Source organism: Paraburkholderia sp. HD33-4 (assembly GCF_021390635.1).
GTDB lineage: Bacteria > Pseudomonadota > Gammaproteobacteria > Burkholderiales > Burkholderiaceae > Paraburkholderia.
The window spans coordinates 2,568,483-2,588,628 of sequence record NZ_JAJEJS010000001.1 but is presented as its reverse complement, the minus strand read 5'-3'; the positions used below and the strand labels follow the sequence as shown (position 1 = coordinate 2,588,628).

At 66.3% G+C, this 20,146-nt stretch carries 16 protein-coding genes; 1 reads left to right on the top strand and 15 read right to left on the bottom strand.

Features of this window, described 5'->3' with window-relative positions:
• Positions 1-128: 128 nt before the first annotated feature.
• From L0U84_RS11455 to L0U84_RS11420, 8 genes are all read right to left on the bottom strand, one after another.
• On the bottom strand, positions 129-1,784 hold the full coding sequence (locus L0U84_RS11455) for a GMC family oxidoreductase (protein ID WP_233849945.1): 1,656 nt from the start codon (positions 1,782-1,784) through the stop codon (positions 129-131).
• A gap of 105 nt (positions 1,785-1,889) precedes the next feature.
• On the bottom strand, positions 1,890-2,804 hold the full coding sequence (locus L0U84_RS11450) for an SDR family oxidoreductase (protein WP_233849943.1): 915 nt from the start codon (positions 2,802-2,804) through the stop codon (positions 1,890-1,892).
• Between the two features lie 56 nt (positions 2,805-2,860).
• Complete coding sequence (locus L0U84_RS11445) at positions 2,861-4,015, bottom strand: acyl-CoA dehydrogenase family protein (protein WP_233849941.1); 1,155 nt, start codon at positions 4,013-4,015, stop codon at positions 2,861-2,863.
• A 30-nt stretch (positions 4,016-4,045) separates the two neighbouring features.
• Positions 4,046-4,849 carry an enoyl-CoA hydratase/isomerase family protein gene (locus tag L0U84_RS11440; RefSeq protein WP_233849939.1) on the bottom strand — a complete coding sequence of 268 codons (804 nt, stop codon included), beginning with the start codon at positions 4,847-4,849 and terminating at the stop codon, positions 4,046-4,048.
• 10 nt (positions 4,850-4,859) lie between these two features.
• Entirely contained in the window at positions 4,860-5,606 is a 747-nt protein-coding gene (locus L0U84_RS11435) for an SDR family oxidoreductase (protein WP_233849937.1), read from the bottom strand.
• A 47-nt stretch (positions 5,607-5,653) separates the two neighbouring features.
• Positions 5,654-6,802 (bottom strand): thiolase family protein, encoded by a 1,149-nt coding sequence (locus L0U84_RS11430; protein ID WP_233849935.1) that lies wholly within the window; start codon positions 6,800-6,802, stop codon positions 5,654-5,656.
• Positions 6,799-7,254: a Zn-ribbon domain-containing OB-fold protein gene (locus L0U84_RS11425; RefSeq protein WP_233849933.1), complete on the bottom strand. Its 456-nt coding sequence runs from the start codon at positions 7,252-7,254 to the stop codon at positions 6,799-6,801. The genes L0U84_RS11430 and L0U84_RS11425 overlap by 4 nt, the downstream gene beginning before the upstream one ends.
• A gap of 38 nt (positions 7,255-7,292) precedes the next feature.
• On the bottom strand, positions 7,293-8,492 hold the full coding sequence (locus L0U84_RS11420) for an acetyl-CoA C-acetyltransferase (protein ID WP_233849930.1): 1,200 nt from the start codon (positions 8,490-8,492) through the stop codon (positions 7,293-7,295).
• A 265-nt stretch (positions 8,493-8,757) separates the two neighbouring features.
• Here L0U84_RS11420 and L0U84_RS11415 point away from each other — a divergent pair, with 265 nt between their 5' ends.
• Positions 8,758-9,588, top strand: coding sequence for an enoyl-CoA hydratase/isomerase family protein (locus L0U84_RS11415; RefSeq protein ID WP_233849928.1), 831 nt, complete (start codon positions 8,758-8,760; stop codon positions 9,586-9,588).
• Positions 9,589-9,679: 91 nt separating this feature from the next.
• Here the strand turns inward: L0U84_RS11415 and L0U84_RS11410 are convergent, their stop codons facing one another.
• From L0U84_RS11410 to L0U84_RS11380, 7 genes are all read right to left on the bottom strand, one after another.
• Positions 9,680-12,493, bottom strand: coding sequence for a LuxR C-terminal-related transcriptional regulator (locus L0U84_RS11410; protein ID WP_233849925.1), 2,814 nt, complete (start codon positions 12,491-12,493; stop codon positions 9,680-9,682).
• Positions 12,494-12,710: 217 nt separating this feature from the next.
• Positions 12,711-13,655 (bottom strand): electron transfer flavoprotein subunit alpha/FixB family protein, encoded by a 945-nt coding sequence (locus L0U84_RS11405; protein WP_233852000.1) that lies wholly within the window; start codon positions 13,653-13,655, stop codon positions 12,711-12,713.
• A gap of 9 nt (positions 13,656-13,664) precedes the next feature.
• Entirely contained in the window at positions 13,665-14,414 is a 750-nt protein-coding gene (locus L0U84_RS11400; RefSeq protein WP_233849924.1) for an electron transfer flavoprotein subunit beta/FixA family protein, read from the bottom strand.
• Between the two features lie 54 nt (positions 14,415-14,468).
• Positions 14,469-15,623 carry a CaiB/BaiF CoA transferase family protein gene (locus L0U84_RS11395; RefSeq protein ID WP_233849923.1) on the bottom strand — a complete coding sequence of 385 codons (1,155 nt, stop codon included), beginning with the start codon at positions 15,621-15,623 and terminating at the stop codon, positions 14,469-14,471.
• 254 nt (positions 15,624-15,877) lie between these two features.
• A complete protein-coding gene (locus L0U84_RS11390; RefSeq protein ID WP_233849922.1) occupies positions 15,878-16,873 on the bottom strand; it encodes an NAD(P)H-dependent flavin oxidoreductase in 996 nt (331 codons plus the stop codon).
• Positions 16,874-17,055: 182 nt separating this feature from the next.
• On the bottom strand, positions 17,056-19,581 hold the full coding sequence (locus tag L0U84_RS11385) for a penicillin acylase family protein (protein ID WP_233849921.1): 2,526 nt from the start codon (positions 19,579-19,581) through the stop codon (positions 17,056-17,058).
• A gap of 227 nt (positions 19,582-19,808) precedes the next feature.
• Complete coding sequence (locus L0U84_RS11380) at positions 19,809-20,129, bottom strand: RidA family protein (protein ID WP_233849920.1); 321 nt, start codon at positions 20,127-20,129, stop codon at positions 19,809-19,811.
• Between the last annotated feature and the right edge of the window lie 17 nt (positions 20,130-20,146).

The window sequence follows — 20,146 nt, the reverse complement described above, 5'->3', positions numbered from 1 at the left end:
AGGCTCGCGGCGGGTCGGCGCAAGAGGAAGGAGAAGAGGGGAGGCACGCCCGCACCGATCCGGTGACGGCGTGCGATACACGAGTCGGAGCGCGCGGCTGAGAATGGTATTCCCGCCGCGCCTTTGCTTCAGGCAGTTTCGGCCACAGCCGATGACGTCGCGGCCTGCCGTCCGAGGATCAGATCGGCGGCCTTTTCCCCGATCATGATGGCAGGCGCATTCGTATTGCCGCCGACGATCGTCGGCATGATCGAGGCGTCCACCACGCGCAAGCCGTTCACTCCACGCACGCGCAGTTGCGGGTCGACGACCGAGAATTCGTCGCTGCCCATGCGGCAGGTGCCGACCGGATGGAACGCCGTGTCGGCGCGCTGCGCGATGATCTCGCGGATCGCGTCGTCATCGCTGCCGTCCGCGCGCAAGTGCGGATCGCCGAATGCTCCGCCGAAACGCGCGAGCGCGGGCTGCTCGAAGATGCGCTTCAGAATGCGCACGCCGGCAACCAGCGTCTCCATGTCGCGCGAGTCCGACAGCATGTTCAGTTCGATCAGCGGCGCCTCGCGCGTATCCGCCGACGCAAGCCGCAACTGCCCGCGGCTATGTGGCCGCAGCACACACATGTGGCACGAGTAGCCATGTCCGTAGCGCATCGGCCGCGTGACGGCCGCGGTCATGAAATGCGCCTGTAAGTCGGGATCGTCGAGTTCGGGCCGGCTCCTGAAGAAACCGCCTGCCTCGGCGATATTGCCGGTCAGCATGCCCGTGCGCTCGCGTCGATAGCGACGCCATTCCCGCAGCAGGCGCCATGCGCCACCGATCGACACGCCGAGCAGATCCGTCGTCGGCACCTTGAGCTGATACAGCAGCACGTCGACGTGCTCCTGCAGGTTGCGCCCGACGTCCGACGATGCCGCGACGACCGGCACGCCGAGTTCGCGCAGATGGTCGGCCGGACCGATGCCCGAGGCCATCAGCAGTTGCGGCGAGCCGAACGCGCCGCTGCTGACGATCACTTCGCGCCGCGCCCTGAGCGTCGTCGTTTCGTTGCCGCGCCGCACCTCGACGCCGACCGCCTGCTTGCCGTGGAAGACGATCCGCACCGCCTGCGTGTCGGTGAGCACGTGCAGGTTCGGCCAGCGGCTCAAGCGGCCGCTGTCGCCGCGATGCAGATACGCGCGCGCCGCGTTCCAGCGTTCGCCGTCGCGCTGCGTCACCTGGTAGTAGCCGACGCCTTCCTGGGTGATGCCGTTGAAGTCGTGGTTGTAGCGATAGCCCGCCGCTTGCGCGGCTTCGACGAAGTGGCGCGAGAACGGGCTCGGTGTGCGCTGATCCGTGACGAACAGCGGGCCCGTGCCGCCATGCAATTCGTCATCGCGTCCGCCCACGCGTTCGTTGCACTGCGCGCGCTTGAAGTAGGGCAGCACCTCGCGCCATCCCCAACCGTCGCAGCCGGCCTCGGCCCAGCGATCGTAGTCGCGCGGCACGCCGCGGATATACACCATGCCGTTGATCGACGAACTGCCGCCCAGTCCGCGCCCGCGCGGCTGTCTGCCGCGCCGCTCGGCGAGGAGCGGCTGGCGCTGCGTGCGATAGCCGTAATTGCGCGGTCCTTCTTTGCCGGCCGTCAACGCGAGGCCGAGCGGTGTGGTGACCCACGCGCTGTGATCGTGCGGCCCGGCTTCCAGTATCGCGACGCTGTAGTTGCCTGCCTCGGCGAGGCGTCCAGCGACCGCGCAGCCGGCCGATCCGGCGCCGACGACGATATAGTCGAAATTCGTTTCCATAACACCCTTTGCTGCGGCGGATGACCCGCCTTCGTCGCTTGCTTCTTCGATGTGCAATCCGGGCAATGCCGCTGCGCGGCACTGCCCGTGTCGTGACGCTCCGGCTCAGACCGGGTCCCAGCTGAAGACATCGCTCGACACATCCAGCGGAACGAACGATGGCGCCATGGCCGGACGCAGATGCGAGGCGAGCGTCGCGGGCGTCCAGCCTTCGGCGCGCTGCATCGCGCGAATCGGGCGCGGCTGGCTCATCAGGAAGATCTCGTTGCGGCGCACGGTGAAGATCTGCGCATTGACGTCCGCGGCCGCATCGCTCGCGAGGAACACGGCGAGCGGTGCGATGTCGACGGGCGACATCGAGCGCGCCTTGGCGAGACGTTCCGCCTGGTCGGGCGTGTCGGGAATCGAGCCGGCCATGCGGCTCCACGCGAACGGCGAAATGCAGTTCGAGCGCACGTTGTAGCGCGCCATGTCGAGCGCGAGCGACTTCGAGAGGCCGGCGATGCCGAGCTTCGCCGCCGCGTAGTTGGCCTGGCCGACATTGCCGATCAGACCCGACGTCGACGTCATGTGCACGAAGCTGCCGCTCTTCTGCGCGCGAAAATGCGCGGCGGCCGCGCGGCTCACGTTGAATGCGCCATACAGATGCACGCGCAGCACCGCATCGAATTCCTCGGGCGTCATCTGGTGGAAGATGCGGTCGCGCAGAATGCCCGCGTTGTTCACGACGCTGTCGATCCGGCCGAACTGTTCGACGGCGGTTTCGACGATGCGGTTCGCGCCGTCGGTATCGGCCACGCTGTCGCGGTTGACGATCGCTTCGCCGCCCGCCGCACGGATCAGTTCCACCGCTTCCTGGGCCGGGTCCTCCTGGCTGGCCGCGCCGTTCACGCTCACGCCGACGTCGTTGACGACGACTTTTGCGCCGTGCTGCGCCATCTGCAACGCGATCTCGCGACCGATGCCGCGTCCCGCGCCCGTCACGACCACGACTTTGCCTTCCATCATCTTTTCGCTCATGTCCTTGTCTCCTTCGTCAATGTTCAGTCATTGGGTTGTCGATGCGCCGGCATGCGCTAGCGGAACGCCGCCGTACCGGTGATTTCGCGGCCCTGAATCAGTTCGAGAATGCCGTTCATGCCATCGGGCACCTGGAACACACGCGCGTCGCGCCACAACTGCTCGATGCCGAGTTCTTCGCTGATGCCCATGGCGCCATGCACCTGCATCGCGAGATGAATGGCCCGCTCGCAAGCCTGCGTCGCAAAGCGCTTGGCCATCGCCGACGTGCCATTCGCGCGCAGACCGCGGTCGATGCAGTCGAGCGCGTAGTAGCACATCAGGCGCGATGACACGATCGCCGTTTCGATGTCGGCGAGGTCCTTCTGGACCAGTTGATGGCTCGCGAGCGGCTTGCCGAACTGCTGGCGCGACAGCGCGTAGTCGCGCGCCAGGTCGAACGCCTTCTGCGCGAGGTGCACGGTCATCAGGCCGAGCAGCGGACGATTGCCGTTCCATGCCATCGTCAGCGTCTTCGCGGCATCGCCCGCGTCGCCCATGATGTGGCTTGCCGGCACGCGCGTGCGTTCGAATACCAGTTCGCTCAGATGCCCCTGGCGCAGCCCGGTGATCGCCGTCTCCCGAATCTCGAACGCGACTTCGCCACGGTCCACTAGCGCGCGGCGCGTGACGGGCCTGCCGTTGTCGGTAAGACCGCTCGTGCACGACACATTGACCACGTCGCAAATCGACGCATTCGTGATCCACATCTTGCGGCCCGTCAGATACGCGCTGTCGCCGTCGATTTCGAGCTTCGTGCGGATCGCGCCCGAGTCCGAGCCCGCATCGGCTTCGGTGTTCGCCGTGCACGCGATCTTGCGGCCGGCGATCAGGTCGGGCAGATAGCGCTCGCGGATGTGATCGGGGCAACCGAGATGAATGCGTAGGATCGTGCCTTCATGCGAGGCAAGCGAAAGCGCGACGACGGGCGGCAACTGTTCGAGAATGAGCCCATAGTCGAGCATCTTCAGACCACCGCCGCCCGCTTCGACGGGCAGACGCGGCGCGGTAATGCCGAGCTCGGCGAAGGCGCTGAAGATGTCCAGCATCGCCGCCTTCGGCAAAGGTTGGTCGGCTGGGTGGCCGAGCAATACAGGTTCGATGCGCGTCTCGACCATCCGCTTCGCGGCCGAGACCATCAGTTCCTGTTCTTCTGTCAGCGTAAAGTTCATCGCCAGGCGCTCCGTTCGAATCAGGGTTGTTTATGTGCCCCGATAGACGGGTGCACGTTTTTCAGCGAAGGCCTTGCGCCCTTCGATACGGTCATCGCTGTCGCGCAACAGTCCCCACTGCCGGTTGGCCTGTGCGACGAAATCGCGCGGCTCGAGATGTGAGGTCTGCACCGCGAGCTGCTTGACGGCCTGCACGGCGAGCGGTCCATTGGCGGCGATGCGGCTCGCGAGTGTCATCGCGAGATCCAGCAGCGAGGCGGCCGGCACGACATCGCTGACGAGACCCACGCGCAGCGCCTCGGCCGCATCGATGCGTTCTCCGGTCAGAGCCAGCTTCAGCGCATGCGCGGCGGGAATCGCCCGCATCAGGTATTGCACGCCGCCGCACGCGGGCACACTCGCCACCTTGACTTCGGGCAGCCCGAAGCTCGCTGTTTCCGCCGCGATGCGCAGGTCGCATTGCAGCGCCAGTTCCAGGCCGCCGCCGAGGCAATAGCCGTTGACGGCAGCGATCATCGGCTTCCAGATCTCCAGATCGCTGAAATCGAGCAGGCGTGTATAGCCGCCTTGCTGCGCTTCGGCGTGCCGGCTCCTGAATGCGCCCGCGGCAAAGCCTGTTGCGGGCGGCAAGGTCGCCTTCAGATTCGCGCCGGTGCAGAACGCGCGCTCGCCCGCACCGGTGATGACGATCGCGCGTACCGCGTCGTCGTCCTGGCAGGCGGCGAGCCGCGTGCGCAGGTCGTTCAGTTCATCGACGCTCAGCGCGTTCAGCGATTCGGGCGCGTCGAGCGTCAGTACCGCGATGTGGCCGCTGAGCCGGTAGTGAATCGTCATGGCTCGCTCCTCATACGCTCGGGCTCGACAGCGAGCGTCCGCCGCACACGTACAGCGTCTGGCCCGTGATGTAGGACGCCTCGCGGCTCGCGAATAGCTTGACCGCATGCGCGATGTCATCAGGCTGGCCGATCCGTCCGACGGGGACGGTGGCCTTCAGCCGGTCGCGTTGCTCGTGGGTGTAGGACGCCATCAGCGGCGTATCGACGATGCCCGGCGCAATCGCGTTGACCGTGATGCCACTGCGTGCCAGCTCGATCGCGAGCGAACGGGTGAGACTCACGACGCCGCCTTTTGCCGCCGAATAGTTCGACTGGCCGAAGCCGCCGAGCCACGCGCGCGACGAGATGTTGACGATGCGCCCGTAGCGCTGCTCGATCATGCCGGGCACCACCGCGCTCGCGCACAGGAACTGCGACTTCAGATTCACGTCGATCACGAAGTCCCAGTCGTCCTCGCTCATCTTGACGAAGCGCTTGTCACGCGTGACGCCGGCGTTGTTGACGAGGATGTCCGGCGTTTTCCAGCGCGCGGTGATGTCGGCGACGGCTCCCCGCACCTGGTCGCCCGACGTCACATCGACGCGCATCGCCATCAGGCGGCCCGAGGCGTCGCCCGCGCGGGATGCCAGTGTGTCGAGCGCGGCCTGGTTGAGGTCGAAGACCGCGACCGCATGACCCGCATCGAGCAAGGCCTCGGTGATGCCGAGGCCAATGCCCTGCGCGCCGCCGGTGACGATGGCAATCTGTTTGTCCATGTTTCTGTTCCTTTGCTTCGGTGTCCTTCGGTGCGCTTCAAGACGCTTCAGTGTCCGAGGATGTGAACGGCCGACGCCGCGTGATCGACACCGGCGATACCGCCGCCTGTGCATTGGGTGAGCGCGAGCGAGACATCGGAAATCTGCCGTTCGCCCGCACGTCCTTCGAGTTGCCACACGGCTTCGACCATCTGCGCGACGCCCGTTGCGCCCAGCGGGTGGCCTTTCGCAAGCAGGCCGCCACTCGGATTGACGGGCACGCGTCCGCCGAGCGACGTCGCGCCCGAGCGCAGCAGGTCGTGCGCTTCGCCGCGTTCGCACAGACCGAGCGCCTGGTAGTAGATCAGCTCGGCGATCGTGAACGCATCGTGCAGTTCGACCATGTCGATATCGGCGGGCGTGACGTCCGCTTCGCGATAGGCGAGTTGCGCCGCACGCGCGGTGATTTCGGCGGCGAGGATGTCTTCTGTGCCCGTCTCCTGACGGCCCGACTGCACCACCGAAGCCAGCACGCGAACCGGCTTGCCGCGCTGTGCCGGCTTGCGTGTCGTCAGCACCAGCGCGGCGGCGCCATCGACCGCGGACGGGCAGCACTGCAGCAGCGTCAGCGGATCGAACACCATGCGTGAGTTCATGACGTCGTCGACGGAAACGGGCGTGCGCGTTTGCGCGTACGGATTCAGTGCGCCATGGCGGCGATTCTTGACCGCGACCTCGGCGAGCGCTTCCGGCTTCACGCCGAACTCGTGTAGATAGCGCGTCGCGCGCATCGCATAGACCGACGGCAGCGTGAGCCCCGCGTGTGCATACATCGCGGTCATGTAGTCGTTGCGCTGCAGGGGCAGGGCGCCGCCACCGAGCGATGTCAGTTGCTCGACACCGAACACGACGACGGTCTCGTAGCGGCCCGCTTCAAGCGCATGGCAGGCCAGATGCACGCCCGTCGCACCGCTTGCGCAGGCGTTCTCGACGTTGTAGACCGGCGGACCCGTCACGCCGATGTCGCGCAACAGCACCTGGCCCAGCACCATGCCGCCAAACACGTTCGCCGCGTAGTACGCCTGAACTTCGTCGAGCGCGACGTCGGCATCCGCGACCGCTTCTTCGACCGCGCGTTGCGCGAGATCCTGCATCGAGCCGTCATAGCGGCCGAACGGCGTCATCGCGACGCCGGCAAAGTAGATCGGTGTTTTCATCGCACGCATTCCTTATCCGGCTCATTTCGTTGCTCATTTCCCTGCGGGTTGCCTCGCTCGCTGTCGAGCAACTCGAATGCGTAGATCTCGCCGTCATCGGTTTCGATCAGACGTGTCTGCAGCGCATCGCCGATCGCGGGACGGCGGCCTTCCGGATACAGCAGCCGCCCGAACACGCGCACGCCTTCGGGAAAGTCCGCGAAGCCGAGCGGCATCGGTGGCTTGCCCGTTTTCGGGCTCGGCACCATGACCGTGTAGCTGTAAAGCGTCGGCGTGCCGGACAGGCCGACCGTCTCCGTATTGCCGAGTTGTGGCGACGTGGCCGGCAATGGCGGGAAATAAAGCGCATCGCGGTTGCGATGCCGGTACGCCAGCAACACGACGCGGCCGTCCTCGACACGCCACGGGCGGCTACCCGCGTTCGAGCGGGCATCATCGACGAGAGGTTTCATCCCTGTTCCTTGTTGAATTGCTTTCGATTCCAGTTTGATCAGATCCGCTCGAACACGGCAGCGAGGCCCTGGCCGCCGCCGATGCACATCGTTTCGAGGCCATAGCGCGCGTCGCGCCGCGCCAGTTCGTGCAGCATCGTGGTCAGGATGCGCACGCCCGTCGCGCCGATCGGATGCCCCAGCGAAATGCCCGAGCCATTGACGTTGACGCGCGGATCGCCTTCGATGCGCCATTCGCGCAGCGCGCTCAGCACCTGCACGGCGAACGCTTCGTTGATTTCGATCAGGTCCATGTCCGCGAGCGACAGGCCGATGCGCGGCAGCAGACGCGCGACGGCGGGCACCGGACCGATGCCCATGCGCAGCGGATCGCAGCCGGCAGCGGCCCAGCCGACGAAGCGTCCCATCGGCTCTGCGCCATGCCTCGCGAGCCACTTCTCGGACACGACGAGGCAACCCGACGCCGCGTCGTTCTGCTGGCACGCGTTGCCAGCCGTCACCGTGCCGTCGCGCAGCAGCGCGGGCAGCTTCGCCATCGCGTCGAGGCTCGCGTCCTCGCGGATGCCTTCGTCGCGAGCGAACAGCGTCGTTTCGCCCTTGCGTTGCGGCACCGGAACGGGCACGACCTCGGCAGCGAAGCGGCCACTCTTCCATGCCTCGCTGGCGAGCTGATGGCTGCGCGCCGCATAGCGATCGCTTTCGGCGCGCGTGATCCCGTAGTCGCGGGCGAGGTTCTCGGCCGTCTCCGCGGCGCCGCCCGCCATGACCCCGTAGCGGCTGACGGGTTGCGAGTTCACTCGGCCGCGATCGAGCCGGTCATGGAACGCGGCGTCCCCGAGGCGCGCGCCCCAGCGCATCCGGGTGCTGTAGTACTCGATGTTGCTCATGCTTTCGACGCCCGCTACCAGCACGCAGTCGGACACGCCGGTCTGCACCTGCATCGCCGCGTCGATCACCGCTTGCAGGCCGGAGCCGCAGCGCCGGTCGACCGCGTAGCCGGACACCTGTTCCGGCAGCCCGGCAAGCGACGCCGCGTAGCGGCCGATGCACGGCGCCTCGCTGGACTGGTACGACTGCGCGACGATGACTTCGTCGATCGAATCGTCGGGGGCGCCCGAGCGTTGCAGAACGGCGCGTATCACGTGCGCCGCGAGATCGGCGGCATTCAGGGCGGCGAGCGAACCGCCGAACTTGCCGACAGGTGTTCGAAGCGGGGAAACGATATAGGCATCTGACATGGCGGGTCCGGGTAGTGAGCGCGGAAAGAGGGCGGCGCGCGATTGCAACCAGTAGACCCGTCAGGGCGATGCAAAAAGCCACCGCCCTTGGGGGGGAGCCGCGCTGGGGCGGTGGGGCGGTACGCGCGGGGCGTGCGAAGGGGCCTGTATCGACGCCCCCCATTGGCGGTGGGTGGATGCAGGGACTCGGCCGCGAAACTGTCAGCGTCCCGCCATTGGGGACAGCACGACGCTGCATTGAACGATTCTTTCCCTAGGACTACCTATGCCTGCAGAACAGATCCAGTTTCGCGACGCGACGCTCGCCATCGAGGACGGCGTCGCCGAATTCACCCATCAGCGGCACGAGGCGCGCAACCCGCTGTCGCTCGATCTGCGCGAAGACTATGCCGACATGCTCGACAGGGTCGAACGCGATCGCGGCATTCGGGCGTTGATCCTGACCGGCTCGGGTGGCAGTTTTTGTGCCGGCGGCGATTTGCGCTCGCTCAGGCAGGCCCGTGAGAATCCCGAGGCGGGGTCTCCCGACGCCATTCGTCGCAGGTTGGCGGACGGCCATGTGTGGATGCAGCGGCTGCGCAATCTGGAGATACCGGTGATCGCGGCCGTCGACGGCGCAGCGGCGGGCGCGGGTTTCTCGCTGGCGCTCGCGGCGGACTTCGTGCTCGCGTCATCGCGTGCGTTCTTCTGCATGTCGTTCGTCAAGGTCGGCCTTGTGCCGGATCTCGGCGCCGCCTATCTGCTGCCACGTGTGGTCGGGCTCGCCATGGCGAAGGAACTCGCGTTGACTGCGCGCCGGATCGATGCGCAAGAGGCGAAGCAACTCGGCATCGTGCATGCGGTCCATGCACCCGAGGCGCTCGCACAGCAGGCCCGCGGCTTCGCGCGCCGCTTCCTCGCGGGCCCGCGCGAAGCGATGGGGTTGAGCAAACGTCTGCTGAACCAGAGTTTCGAATCGCACTACGCGGCGCTTGCGGAACTGGAATGCGCGGCGCAAGCCGTCGCGTCCAGCGTGCCGTATCACACCGCCGCGGTCACGGCTTTTCTGGACGGCCAGCCCGCGCCTTATGACTGGGAGCGCGAAGCGGCGCGATGAGCCGGCGCGAGCGTTGCGCGCCCACGCATCGCATGATGGAAATGAAGCGCCCGGCGCGCGCTCAGATGGTGCGCTCGGCCGCCTCCCGGGGTTAGCCGCCGGCGCCGTCGCGCGTGCCGGCCTCGCGTTCCCCGGTCCAATCCCTATCGCGCATGCGCTCGACGGCTTCGTCGCGCCCGCTGACGCCGAGCTTGCCGTAGATATTGGTGAGATGCCACTTCACCGTTTCTGGCGACAGGCCTAGCGTGCGCGCAATCTTCTTGGTGCTGAGCGCTTCGCTCAGCAGCCTCACCACGTCGATCTCCCGCTCGCTTAGCGTCTTGATGCCCGCCATGGGCGCGCGCGTGCGCGTGCTACCCGCTGCGTTCGCCTCTGGCTGGCGCGGCTGGGCCGCCTGCAGGCGCTCAACATAGAAGGCCAGCAGGGGATCGAGCGGCTCCTGGCGAGCGGCCTCGCCGATCAGGTCGAGCGCCGACCCGTCGGCATCGAGCAGACTGCGCAACAGGCCCAGCCGGTGACCCATGCTCAGCGCACTCACGATATTCGCGCGTGCGGCCGCATGCCGTCCAAGCCTCATATCGACGAGGCCGCGCTGCAGACGTAGCGGCGCGACGCGGCCTTGTCGGCCATTCGTCTCGCACAAGGCAATCAACTGGTCGAGCAGCAGCGCGGCCCGTTCCAGATCGCCGGTTGCGATGTCGTAGCGGATGGTCGCGGCGAGCGCCGCGAACCGCAGACCGTCGAAGCCTGGTTCGGCGCTGTCAGGGGCGGCGGAATCGAGCGCCCGCAGACGTTCGAGACAGTCCTGTGCGACGTTGACTTCGCCCTGGCTCAGTCGCCGGAAAACCTGCGTCGCCAGACTCGCGCCGATTACGCGCGAGAGCCCGTGAGTCACGCCGTAGTCTTCGAGTCGCTCGAGCCACGCGAATGCTTCGAGACGATGCCCCGCGAGCCATCGCGCGCCAGACAGCACGAGCATGCCGCGCAGCACGACATCCGCGATGGCGACGCGTTCGAGCATCTCCGCGCGCCCTTCGAGCAGCCCGCGCGCCGCTTCGTGATGGTTCTGCTCGTACAGCACTTCGCTGAGCAATGCCGCCGCCACGCAGGCCGGCTGGTTGCACGAGCGCCCGTGCCGCTCGGCCTCGCGCAGCACCGTGCGGTAGATGCGTTCGGCTTGCGTCATCTGTCCTTCGAGCGAGTAGCTCAGACCGACGAAGCAGCGTCCCATCAGGCTTCCCGCGCCGGTGCCGATCAACGGTGTGCCGTCGTTGGTGCGCGGTGGCGCCTCGGCACTCTGGAGCGCGCGCGCCTGTTCATATTCGCCGCGCTGCATGTAGATCCACGACAGCACGTTGTTGCGTCCGGCCAGCGTGACGCCATCCGCCGAGGACGGTGGATTCAGCAACGTGGGCAACAGCGCCATTGCGCCATTGGCATCGTCGCGCTGGATCGCGAGCGCAGCGCGCAGCACGACGACCGTGAAGCGGTCCGACGCGGCTTGCGCGGGCAGGTCGGCGTCGAGCGCGTCGAGGCTTGCCGCGCATGCGGCGGATTCCATGTGAAAGAGTTGCTGCCGCGCCATCCAGATACGCAGGTACACACTGGAATGCACCTGCTCGAGCGGCAGCTGTCGTACGAGCGATGCAAGCGTTCGCATTTGCCCGCTCATAAAGAGCGATTGCGCGCATTGTTCGATCAAGGCGGCGGCGCGCGCCGGGTCGCCCGCCTTCAACGCATGTTGCACGGCCTCGCCCAGGTGCCCATGGTCGAGGAACCATTGCCGGGCGCATGCGTGCACGTCGCGGCGGGCGCCCTCGCTCCAGCTTTCGAAGCGTTCGAGCAGGGTCTGCTGCAACAGCGGGTGCAACCGGTACCAGGTTTCCCGGCCGCTCTGGTTAAGCGGCACGATGAAGAGGTTGTCGTTCTCCAGACGTTCGAGCAGTTGCGAGATCGTTGCGCGATCCGCCGCATCGGGCGCGAACAGCGCCGTGCACAACGACACGCAGAACCGGTCGCATGCGGCGGCCCGCGTCAGCAGGTCGATTTCCGCCGGGGCGAGCTTTGACAACACCTCACGCTCGAAGTAAAGCGCGAACGTGCGCGCGTCGCGCACTTGTTCGCGTATCGCCAGGTCGACCGCGCCCGAAGTAGCGGTGCGGCGTTTTTTCTTCAGGCTCAGCGAAAACAGTTGCAGCCCGGATACCCAGCCGTCCGTCAGTTCGTTCAGGCGCCTGGCGCTCGCCGTATCCACGTCGCCCAACTGCGAGCGCAGAAAAGATTCCGCCTCTTCGGGCGAGAAGCGCAGGTCGCCGAGGCTCAGTTCAAGGGTTTCTTCCTGCGCGCGCAGTCGGTCCAGCTCAAGCGGAATGGGGCCGCGCGAAGCGAACGCCAGATGCAGATTCGCCGGCGCGTAGTCGAGCAGCCATTGCAGTGCTTCGAGAATGCGTGGATCGCTCAGATGCTGCAGGTCGTCGAGCGCAATGACAAGCTCGCGCCGATGGCTGACGATGCCGCGCACCAGCGCGATCACCGTGCGCTCGACGTCGTCCTGGCCGGTGCCGAACCCTTGCAGCAGCATCGCTTCGCGCGAGATCGCCGGATCGACCTTGGCGACGCTCGTGAGCAGGTAGTCGAGCCAGACAGCCGGGTCGTTGTCTTCGGCATCGAGCGACAGCCACGCGAGGTCATAGCCGAACGGAGCCAGCGCGCGGCACCACGCCGCCAGCGACGTCGTCTTGCCGTAGCCCGCCGGACTCTGCAACACCATGCAGCGGCGTCGGCGCTCGGCCAGCATTCGCGACAGCAGCGGCTCGCGCGCGAGGCTTCGCCGGGTGCTGCGCGGTACGGCCAGCTTGCTGCTGACGAGCGGCTTGAGCGCGGCGGCGTTCAAGCTTTCGGGCAAGTTTTCTGAGCTATCTGACATGCTGGTGGATTGCCCCCTGAAAGTCCGGAACAGGGACTTGAGCTTCGAAAATACTACATCATCGTCGCTCGCTGGCGCGCATCACGGATACGCGGCGCAACCGGCCCACAGCCGGCTCCGCGTGAAGGGCAGGGCCGTCTCACAGCCGGTCCGTCGCGTCTGTGGCGCAGGGACCGGCTTCATCATGGTTCGCTGCTCAGAGCGCCGCGATCAGCTCCGGCACCGCCTGAAACAGGTCCGCTTCGAGCCCGTAGTCCGCGACGCTGAAAATCGGCGCCTCGGCATCCTTGTTGATCGCGACGATGATCTTCGAGTCCTTCATGCCGGCAAGGTGCTGGATCGCCCCCGAGATGCCGCACGCGAAGTACACCTGCGGCGCGACGATCTTGCCGGTCTGTCCGACCTGCCAGTCGTTCGGTGCATAGCCTGCGTCGACGGCCGCGCGGCTCGCTCCGAGCGCGGCGCCGAGCTTGTCGGCGAGCGGCGTCAGCACGGTGTTGAAGGACTCGCTGCTGCCGAGCGCGCGTCCACCGCTCACGATGATCTGCGCCTCGCCCAGCTCCGGCCGCTCGCTCTTCGCCACGATCCGCTCGACGAACGACGACAGTCCGCTGTCCGCGACGGCTGCAACGCATTCGATCTGCGCCGAGCCGCCTTCCGGCGCGGCCGGATCGAAGGCCGTTGTGCGCACGGTGAGCACCTTGATCGGGTCGCTGCTCTGCACCGCGACGATCACATTGCCGGCATAGATGGGACGCTCGAACGTATCCGGGCTGACCACGTGCGTCATATCCGAAATCTGCGCGACATCGAGCAATGCCGCAACGCGGGGCGCGACGTTTTTTCCGGCGCTCGTCGCGGCAAAGAGCAGGTGGCCGTATGGGCCGGCGAGCGCGACGACCTGAGCCGCGAGGTTCTCGGCCAGCCCCTCGGCCAGTTGCGGAGCATCGGCGTGCAGCACCTTCGCGACGCCGGTAATGCGAGCGGCCGCGCTGGCCGCGGGCTCGGCGCGATGACCGGCCACCAGCACATGTACCTCGGCCCCACATAGCAGCGCGGCGGTCACGGTGTTGAGCGTTGCGCAGCGGATCGAGCCGTGATCGTGTTCGGCTATCACCAGAACCTTGTTGCCTGCAGTCATGTTCATTCCTCAGATCACCTTGGCTTCGTTCTTCAGTTTTGCGACGAGCGTCGCGACATCGGGCACCTTGATACCGGCCGGGCGGGCGGCGGGCTCGGCCGTCTTCAGCGTCTTCAGGCGCGGCGTGACGTCGACGCCGAGTTCATCCGGCGTCACGGTTGCCAGCGGCTTTTTCTTCGCCTTCATGATGTTGGGCAGCGTCGCGTAACGCGGCTCGTTCAGACGCAGATCGGTCGTGACGATGGCCGGCAGCGAAAGGCGAACGGTTTCGAGGCCGCCGTCGATTTCACGCGTCACGTCGATATGCTGATCGGCGATTTCGACCTTGCTCGCGAAAGTCGCCTGCGGCATCCGCGCAAGCGCGGCGAGCATCTGGCCGGTCTGGTTGCAGTCGTCATCGATGGCCTGCTTGCCAAGAATCACCAGTTGCGGCTGTTCGCGCTCGACCAGCACGTTGAGCAGTTTCGCGACGGCGAGCGGTTGAAGCTCGGCATTCGTCTCGACGAGAATGCCCCGGTCGGCGCCAATCGCCAGCGCGGTGCGCAGTGTCTCCTGACATGCCTGCACGCCGCACGAAACGGCGATCACTTCACTGACCAAGCCCCTTTCCTTCAGGCGCACGGCTTCCTCGACGGCGATCTCGTCGAACGGGTTGAGGCTCATCTTGACGTTTGCCAGGTCGACACCCGTTCCATCTGCTTTCGCCCGGATCTTCACGTTTGCATCAACCACACGCTTTATTGCCACCAATACCTTCATCGGAATCTCCTCCTTCAATGTCCTGATGCCAGCCGTTGCTGCCGGCTGGCCGAATCATGCCTCGTAGCCGAGGCCCTGTTCGCGCATCCGCGCGAGCGCCGCATCGTCGAAACCCCAATCGCGCAATGCGGACTGACCACGTTCGCCGCGCGCGGGCGCGGGCTTGCCAATGGCCGACGGCGTCGCTGAAAAGCGTGGGGCGGGGGCGGGTTGAACGAAGCCATTCGCTTCGACGAAGCTGCCGCGCGTCACGTGATGCGGATGCGACGGCGCTTCGGAAAAGCTCAGCACGGGCGCGACGCACGCATCGCTGCCTTCGAATACCTCGCACCATTCATCGCGCGTGCGGGTGAGGAACACGGCGGCGAACCGCTCGCGCAGCACGGGCCAGCCGGCGCGGTCATGCTGTGGCGGAAGCTCGCTGTGCGCGAGGCCGAGCTTGTCGAGCAGCTGCGCGTAAAAGCGTGCTTCGACGGCGCCGACCGCCATGTATTGACCGTCGCTGGTCTCGTAGCTGTCGTACCACGGTGTGCCGCCGTCGAGCAGATTGCTGGCGCGCGTTTCGCGCCAATGCCCGCAGGCCAGTTGTCCCCAGACGATCGAGGCGAGCTGCGCGGCGCCGTCGATCATCGCGGCATCGACCACCTGGCCCGTGCCGCTGCGCTGCGCGTGACACAGCGCAGCGGTGACGCCCAGTGCCAGCAGCATGCCGCCGCCGCCGTAGTCGCCGACGAGATTCAACGGCGGCACGGGGGCCTCGCCCGCGCGTCCGATGCCGGACAGCACGCCCGCCAGCGAGATGTAGTTCAGGTCATGGCCCGCGCGCTGCGCCAGCGGCCCCGTCTGTCCCCAGCCCGTCATGCGGCCGTACACCAGCTTCGGATTGCGCGCGAACGCCACGTCCGGCCCGAGTCCGAGTCGCTCCATCGTTCCCGGCCGGAAGCCTTCGATGATCACGTCCGCGTGTGCCATCAACTCGAGCGCGGCATCGACGGCCTCGGGGCGCTTCAGATCGAGCGTCACCGACCGGCGGCCGCGCCCGGTCACATCGACGTGCTTGCCGGTGCGCTTTGGCCCCAGGTCGTCGGGCGCGACCGGGCGGTCGATGCGCAGCACGTCGGCGCCCATGTCCGCGAGCAACATTGCGGCGAACGGAGCCGGTCCGATCGCCTCGAATTCCAGTACCCGGATACCGTCCAGTACGCCCATGTCTTCTCCCATCGATTGCGATACGCACGCGCGGCTGCGCGGCGCTTCAGGTTCGTCCGCCGTGATCTGGCGGTGGTGGGGTCGAAGATACGCAGGCGGGGCGGTGATGTACCCACCCGTGAGCGGTGGGTGGGGGATTTCCTGTCGAGCCTGACCGGGAACGTCCTGGATTGCATTGAAGCAGCCGCGGTGGCGCGGCAAACCCGCAAGTCTCGTCCCTTACGTTCGGGACGGCGACCGCGTTCGTCTCGCCATCAGCTGATAGGTGCAGCTACCTGGGCGGCGAAGATGCCGAGAGTGCACTGCAAGCTGTCGCGGCAATCCGCGATCATGCGCGAGACCAACTCGGCGCAGCACGGAATGTCTTCGATGAGACCAATGACCTGGCTCGCACAGATCAACCCTCCATCGATGTCGCCGGCCAACATCGCCGCGCGGCCGCGCTCACCGGACAGTAGGTGGTGCAGATCGTTGAAGGTCGCGCCTCCGGGGCGCCGCTCCAGTTTGACGATCTCACGTGATACGGCGTTGGAATAGAAGCGGCCGGTGCGCTTGAGCGTGCGCTTGATCAGCAGGGTTTGCAGTTCGTCGGCTGCCAGCAGCGCCTGTTTGATGTCGGCGTGTATCGGACTTTCCTGCGTCAGCATGAAGCGTGTGCCCAGGTTCACGCCGTCCGCGCCAAGCAGGAGCGCTGCCGCGATGCCCTTGCCATCGGCAATTCCGCCAGAGGCGAGCATGGGGATACTCAGCCGGCGTCGTGCAGCCGGGAACATGATCATGCCAGGAACGTCGTCCTCGCCTGGGTGACCCGCGGCCTCGAACGAATCCATGGAGACGACATCGACGCCCGCGTTTTCCGCAGAGATGGCGTGACGGATCGACGTGCACTTGTGAATGATCGTAATGCCATGTGCCTCCAGTCGACTGATAACCGCGTGAGGCTTGTTTCCCGCGGTTTCCACGATTTTCACACCGCTGTCGATTATCGCCTCGAGCCAGTCATCGTACGAAATATCCTGGACCATCATGGATAGCGTGAGATTCACGCCAAACGGCTTGTCGGTCAATTGACGGGTGCGCTCGATTTCACCGCGTAACTGGCCCGGCGTTGCTTGCGTGCGCGCAGTGACCATTCCAAGCGCACCCGCATTGGAGACGGCGGCGGCGAGTTCCGCACGTCCGACCCACTGCATCCCGCCCTGTACGATCGGATACTCGATCCCAAGCAGGTCCGATATTCTGGTCTTCATCTCATGTTTCCCCAATTCGCGAACGAGGCGGCGGGACACACCGCGCGTGCGCCCCTTCATCGAACTGAGTGTGGCAGCCGTCTCCTGCCTTGCGCCCACCCGTAAGCGGTGGTAGCGCATCCTGCGACGCCGTTCCGGTTCGACGCCACTTTCGGCAACTGTCTGGCGCCACGATCCACCGCTCACAGCCCACTGCGTGCCGCCGGTCCGCCCATAACGGATGCCTGATGCGTATCAGCCACGTTGAGCCTAAGCGTATGCACGGCTGGGCCGGGCAGGAACGGCGCCGCATCGCCGCGCACCCACGTTTCATGTCCCGCGAGAAAATACGGCGACAGTGGATTGCCGGACTGTCCGCCGGGCATCTCGAAGATGCCGTCCTGCTCATGCCCTGGCGACACCGCAAAACGCTCGGATGCCCCGAACACAGGTGACTGCACGCGCGGCATATTGATGTCGCCCGGCAGCGGATCGCCCGGCGTGCTGAGCCAGCTGCGCACCCACGGCAGCCACGACGGCACGATCCGCGCGAACGGATGCGCGATTGCCGAGCGGTTGCGCTCGCCCCAGCGTGCATCGTCAAGCTTCGTGCCTTTCGGCAATTGCGCGATCGAGCGGTCGACCCGATCCAGCACGAACGCGCGCCAGTCCGCGAAGCCCTCGGGTATCCACGCGTGCTGGCCGGCGAGTGTCTCCATGGTCGCCTCGTAACGCGAGTTTGCGGCGCGATAGCTGAGCTCGGGTGCGATCGTGGTCATTTGCTTGTCGAGCGCACCGAACCAGGCGTCGTACAGCGAGTAGTAGAACGCGCGCACCAGCCGGTAGCCGAGCGCAGTCACATCCGCGTGACCATCCCAGGTTTCGACGAGCCGGCGGAATGCCGCGCGTTCGGGATGGCCGTTGAGTGCGCTCGCGTCGAGCGCGTCGAGCGCAGTGCGTCGCCAGTGTTCAATCCAGAAAGCCCGGTCGTCGGTCTGCACCGCCAGCATGTCGCGCTCGGTCGCATGCGGCAACGCGAGCAGATCGTCGCGAATCTGCGTCGCACGTGCGCCGAGATCGGCGCCCGCATCGCCGATGCGTGCTGCCTCACCCGGCGGCAACGTCCGGTTGTTCGCAGTCCAGATGCGGCCCGCCGGCGGATCGATGCGCAACGGATACGCTTCGGGTGGCAGATACCCCTGCCAACCGCTGTACGTGTCGGAGCGAAACGGAAAGCTGGGGAGCGCCGTGGCATCCGTATCGACAAAGCGTGGCAGGGGACCGGCGAGCGTCCAGCCGATATGGCCCTGTGCATCGGCCGCCATGAAGTTCTGCGTTGGCACGCCGAAGGTCTGCGCTGAGTGCAACGCGGCGGCCACGTTCGACACGCTTTCGAGCTGCATGAGGTTCACGTTGATCGCCTGCGGATCCTGCGCAACCCAATGCAACGCATACGCATGCGGGCCAACAACGATCTGGGGTCCCCAGCGGGTTTGCACGACCGGAAGATCGACGCTCGCGCCGCCGTTCACCTCGAGGCGCTCATGGATCACCTGCGCCGTCTGCCAGCCGCCGTCGGGCACGCGATAGCGAAGGGGATCGCCCGGGTCGCGCAGCAGTTCGATGAGATCGATGAACCGCCCGTAGCTGTTCGTGAACCCCCAGGCAATATGGCCGTTGCTGCCGGCCACGACGAGTGGCGTTCCTGGCAAGCTCACCCCCGTGATGCGCCGCGCGCCGCCGTCTGGCGCGGGATAGATCAGCGATAGCCGGTACCAGATGTTCGGCAGCGACAAGCCGAGGTGCATGTCGTTCGCGAGCAGCGCGCGCCCGTTCACGCCGTGCGCACCGTCGACCGCGAATCCATTGCTGCCGATCATCGAATTGACAGATGCGCCAGCTCCGATGAATCCGGGCACGCCGCTCAATAACCCAGTGGCTTCCGTGTCGAAGTCCGCGGCGGACCGCGTTGCGGGCAGCCACGGCGGTGGCGTCACAGGCAGGGCGTTGGGCGACGGCGTGAATGCGCGCATCCCGTCGAGCGGAGCATCCCAGCGGCTCGTTGCGGGCAGCAGGAACGCAAGCAGGTCCGCAGGCACTCGCTCGCGCAGCGCCGCGCGTGACAGCACGTGCGTGACCTGGCCATACTGCAGGTCGATATACATGGCATAGACGGCGAGCAACGTGTCCTCAGGGCGCCACGGGACCGGTCGCGTGCGCAGCAGCCAGTATTCGAACGGCCGCGCGCGAAGCGAGCGCAGTCCGTCGTTGACGCCCGCCGCATAGCGTTCGATCAGTTGCCGCTGCTCTGCGGGCAACGCGGCGAGCGCCGCCCGCGCGTGTTCGCGAAAACGCATGGGCCGGCCGCGCCGGTCCAGCGCCAGCGCAGCCGGACCAATCAGCGCGGCCATCTCGCCGGCGGCGACCCGGCGCAGCAAATCCATCTGAAAGAAACGGTCCTGTGCGTGAACGAAACCGGTCGCATACGCGACGTCGTCACGCGTGCTGCCTTGTACCGTCGGCACGCCGAGCGCGTCGCGCGCGATCGTCACCGTTGCGGATACCGGCGCGTCGCGCGTGCCGTCGAGTTGCGGCAGGCTCGCCCGCAGAGTCAACCCCGCTGTCACCACCAACGCGGCCAAAGCGATGACTACGGCGCACAGCAGAATCAGCGGCCACGCGCGGCGCCGCTTTTGCGGGAATGGCTCGAACGGATCATTGTGGATCATGCAGGCGGTCGTCCCATGCTTGCTGCAACGGCAATCTGATCGTCGAAATGCCTTACGACCATAGCATGGTCGGGTGGAGACAATATGCGTGGACGTCAGCGGAGCCGGACAATGATCATCGTCGCGCTCCGGATGGCATGGATTATTTCTCGGGAGGTGAAGATTGGTTTCGTTGAAGAGCAAGTAACGGTGACCGGCGCCCATCACCGGGAGGCGCCAGTCGTTCCTCAAGCCGCTGCGATCACGCTGAATTCCACCAGCAGTTCGGGGAGTCCGAGCGTCGCCTGCACGGTGCAGCGTGCGGGCAGGTGCTCCGGATCGATCCAGCCTTGCCAGACGGCGTTCATGCGGTCGAACAGCGCAATATCCTTCAGGTAGATCGTCACCGACAGAACTTGCTGTTTGCTGCTGCCTGCCTGTTCCAGCAAGGCATCGATGCGCGCGAGCGCTTCGCTCGCCTGCTCCTCGATCGTACGTGCATGCGGCGCCCCGGACGACGTTTGTCCCGCCAGGAAAAGCAGGCTGCCTGCCCGAACCGTCTTGCTCATGCGTGCATTGCCCGCGG

What these genes read in the sequence shown, in the direction of transcription:
- L0U84_RS11395 (WP_233849923.1), bottom strand. Translation starts at nt 15,623, where the DNA reads ATGGGCGTACTGGACGGTATCCGGGTACTGGAATTCGAGGCGATCGGA.
- L0U84_RS11405 (WP_233852000.1), bottom strand. Translation starts at nt 13,655, where the DNA reads ATGACTGCAGGCAACAAGGTTCTGGTGATAGCCGAACACGATCACGGC.
- L0U84_RS11415 (WP_233849928.1), top strand. Translation starts at nt 8,758, where the DNA reads ATGCCTGCAGAACAGATCCAGTTTCGCGACGCGACGCTCGCCATCGAG.
- L0U84_RS11420 (WP_233849930.1), bottom strand. Translation starts at nt 8,492, where the DNA reads ATGTCAGATGCCTATATCGTTTCCCCGCTTCGAACACCTGTCGGCAAG.
- L0U84_RS11445 (WP_233849941.1), bottom strand. Translation starts at nt 4,015, where the DNA reads ATGAACTTTACGCTGACAGAAGAACAGGAACTGATGGTCTCGGCCGCG.
- L0U84_RS11440 (WP_233849939.1), bottom strand. Translation starts at nt 4,849, where the DNA reads ATGACGATTCACTACCGGCTCAGCGGCCACATCGCGGTACTGACGCTC.
- L0U84_RS11380 (WP_233849920.1), bottom strand. Translation starts at nt 20,129, where the DNA reads ATGAGCAAGACGGTTCGGGCAGGCAGCCTGCTTTTCCTGGCGGGACAA.
- L0U84_RS11435 (WP_233849937.1), bottom strand. Translation starts at nt 5,606, where the DNA reads ATGGACAAACAGATTGCCATCGTCACCGGCGGCGCGCAGGGCATTGGC.
- L0U84_RS11425 (WP_233849933.1), bottom strand. Translation starts at nt 7,254, where the DNA reads ATGAAACCTCTCGTCGATGATGCCCGCTCGAACGCGGGTAGCCGCCCG.
- L0U84_RS11400 (WP_233849924.1), bottom strand. Translation starts at nt 14,414, where the DNA reads ATGAAGGTATTGGTGGCAATAAAGCGTGTGGTTGATGCAAACGTGAAG.
- L0U84_RS11385 (WP_233849921.1), bottom strand. Translation starts at nt 19,581, where the DNA reads ATGATCCACAATGATCCGTTCGAGCCATTCCCGCAAAAGCGGCGCCGC.
- L0U84_RS11455 (WP_233849945.1), bottom strand. Translation starts at nt 1,784, where the DNA reads ATGGAAACGAATTTCGACTATATCGTCGTCGGCGCCGGATCGGCCGGC.
- L0U84_RS11390 (WP_233849922.1), bottom strand. Translation starts at nt 16,873, where the DNA reads ATGAAGACCAGAATATCGGACCTGCTTGGGATCGAGTATCCGATCGTA.
- L0U84_RS11450 (WP_233849943.1), bottom strand. Translation starts at nt 2,804, where the DNA reads ATGAGCGAAAAGATGATGGAAGGCAAAGTCGTGGTCGTGACGGGCGCG.
- L0U84_RS11430 (WP_233849935.1), bottom strand. Translation starts at nt 6,802, where the DNA reads ATGAAAACACCGATCTACTTTGCCGGCGTCGCGATGACGCCGTTCGGC.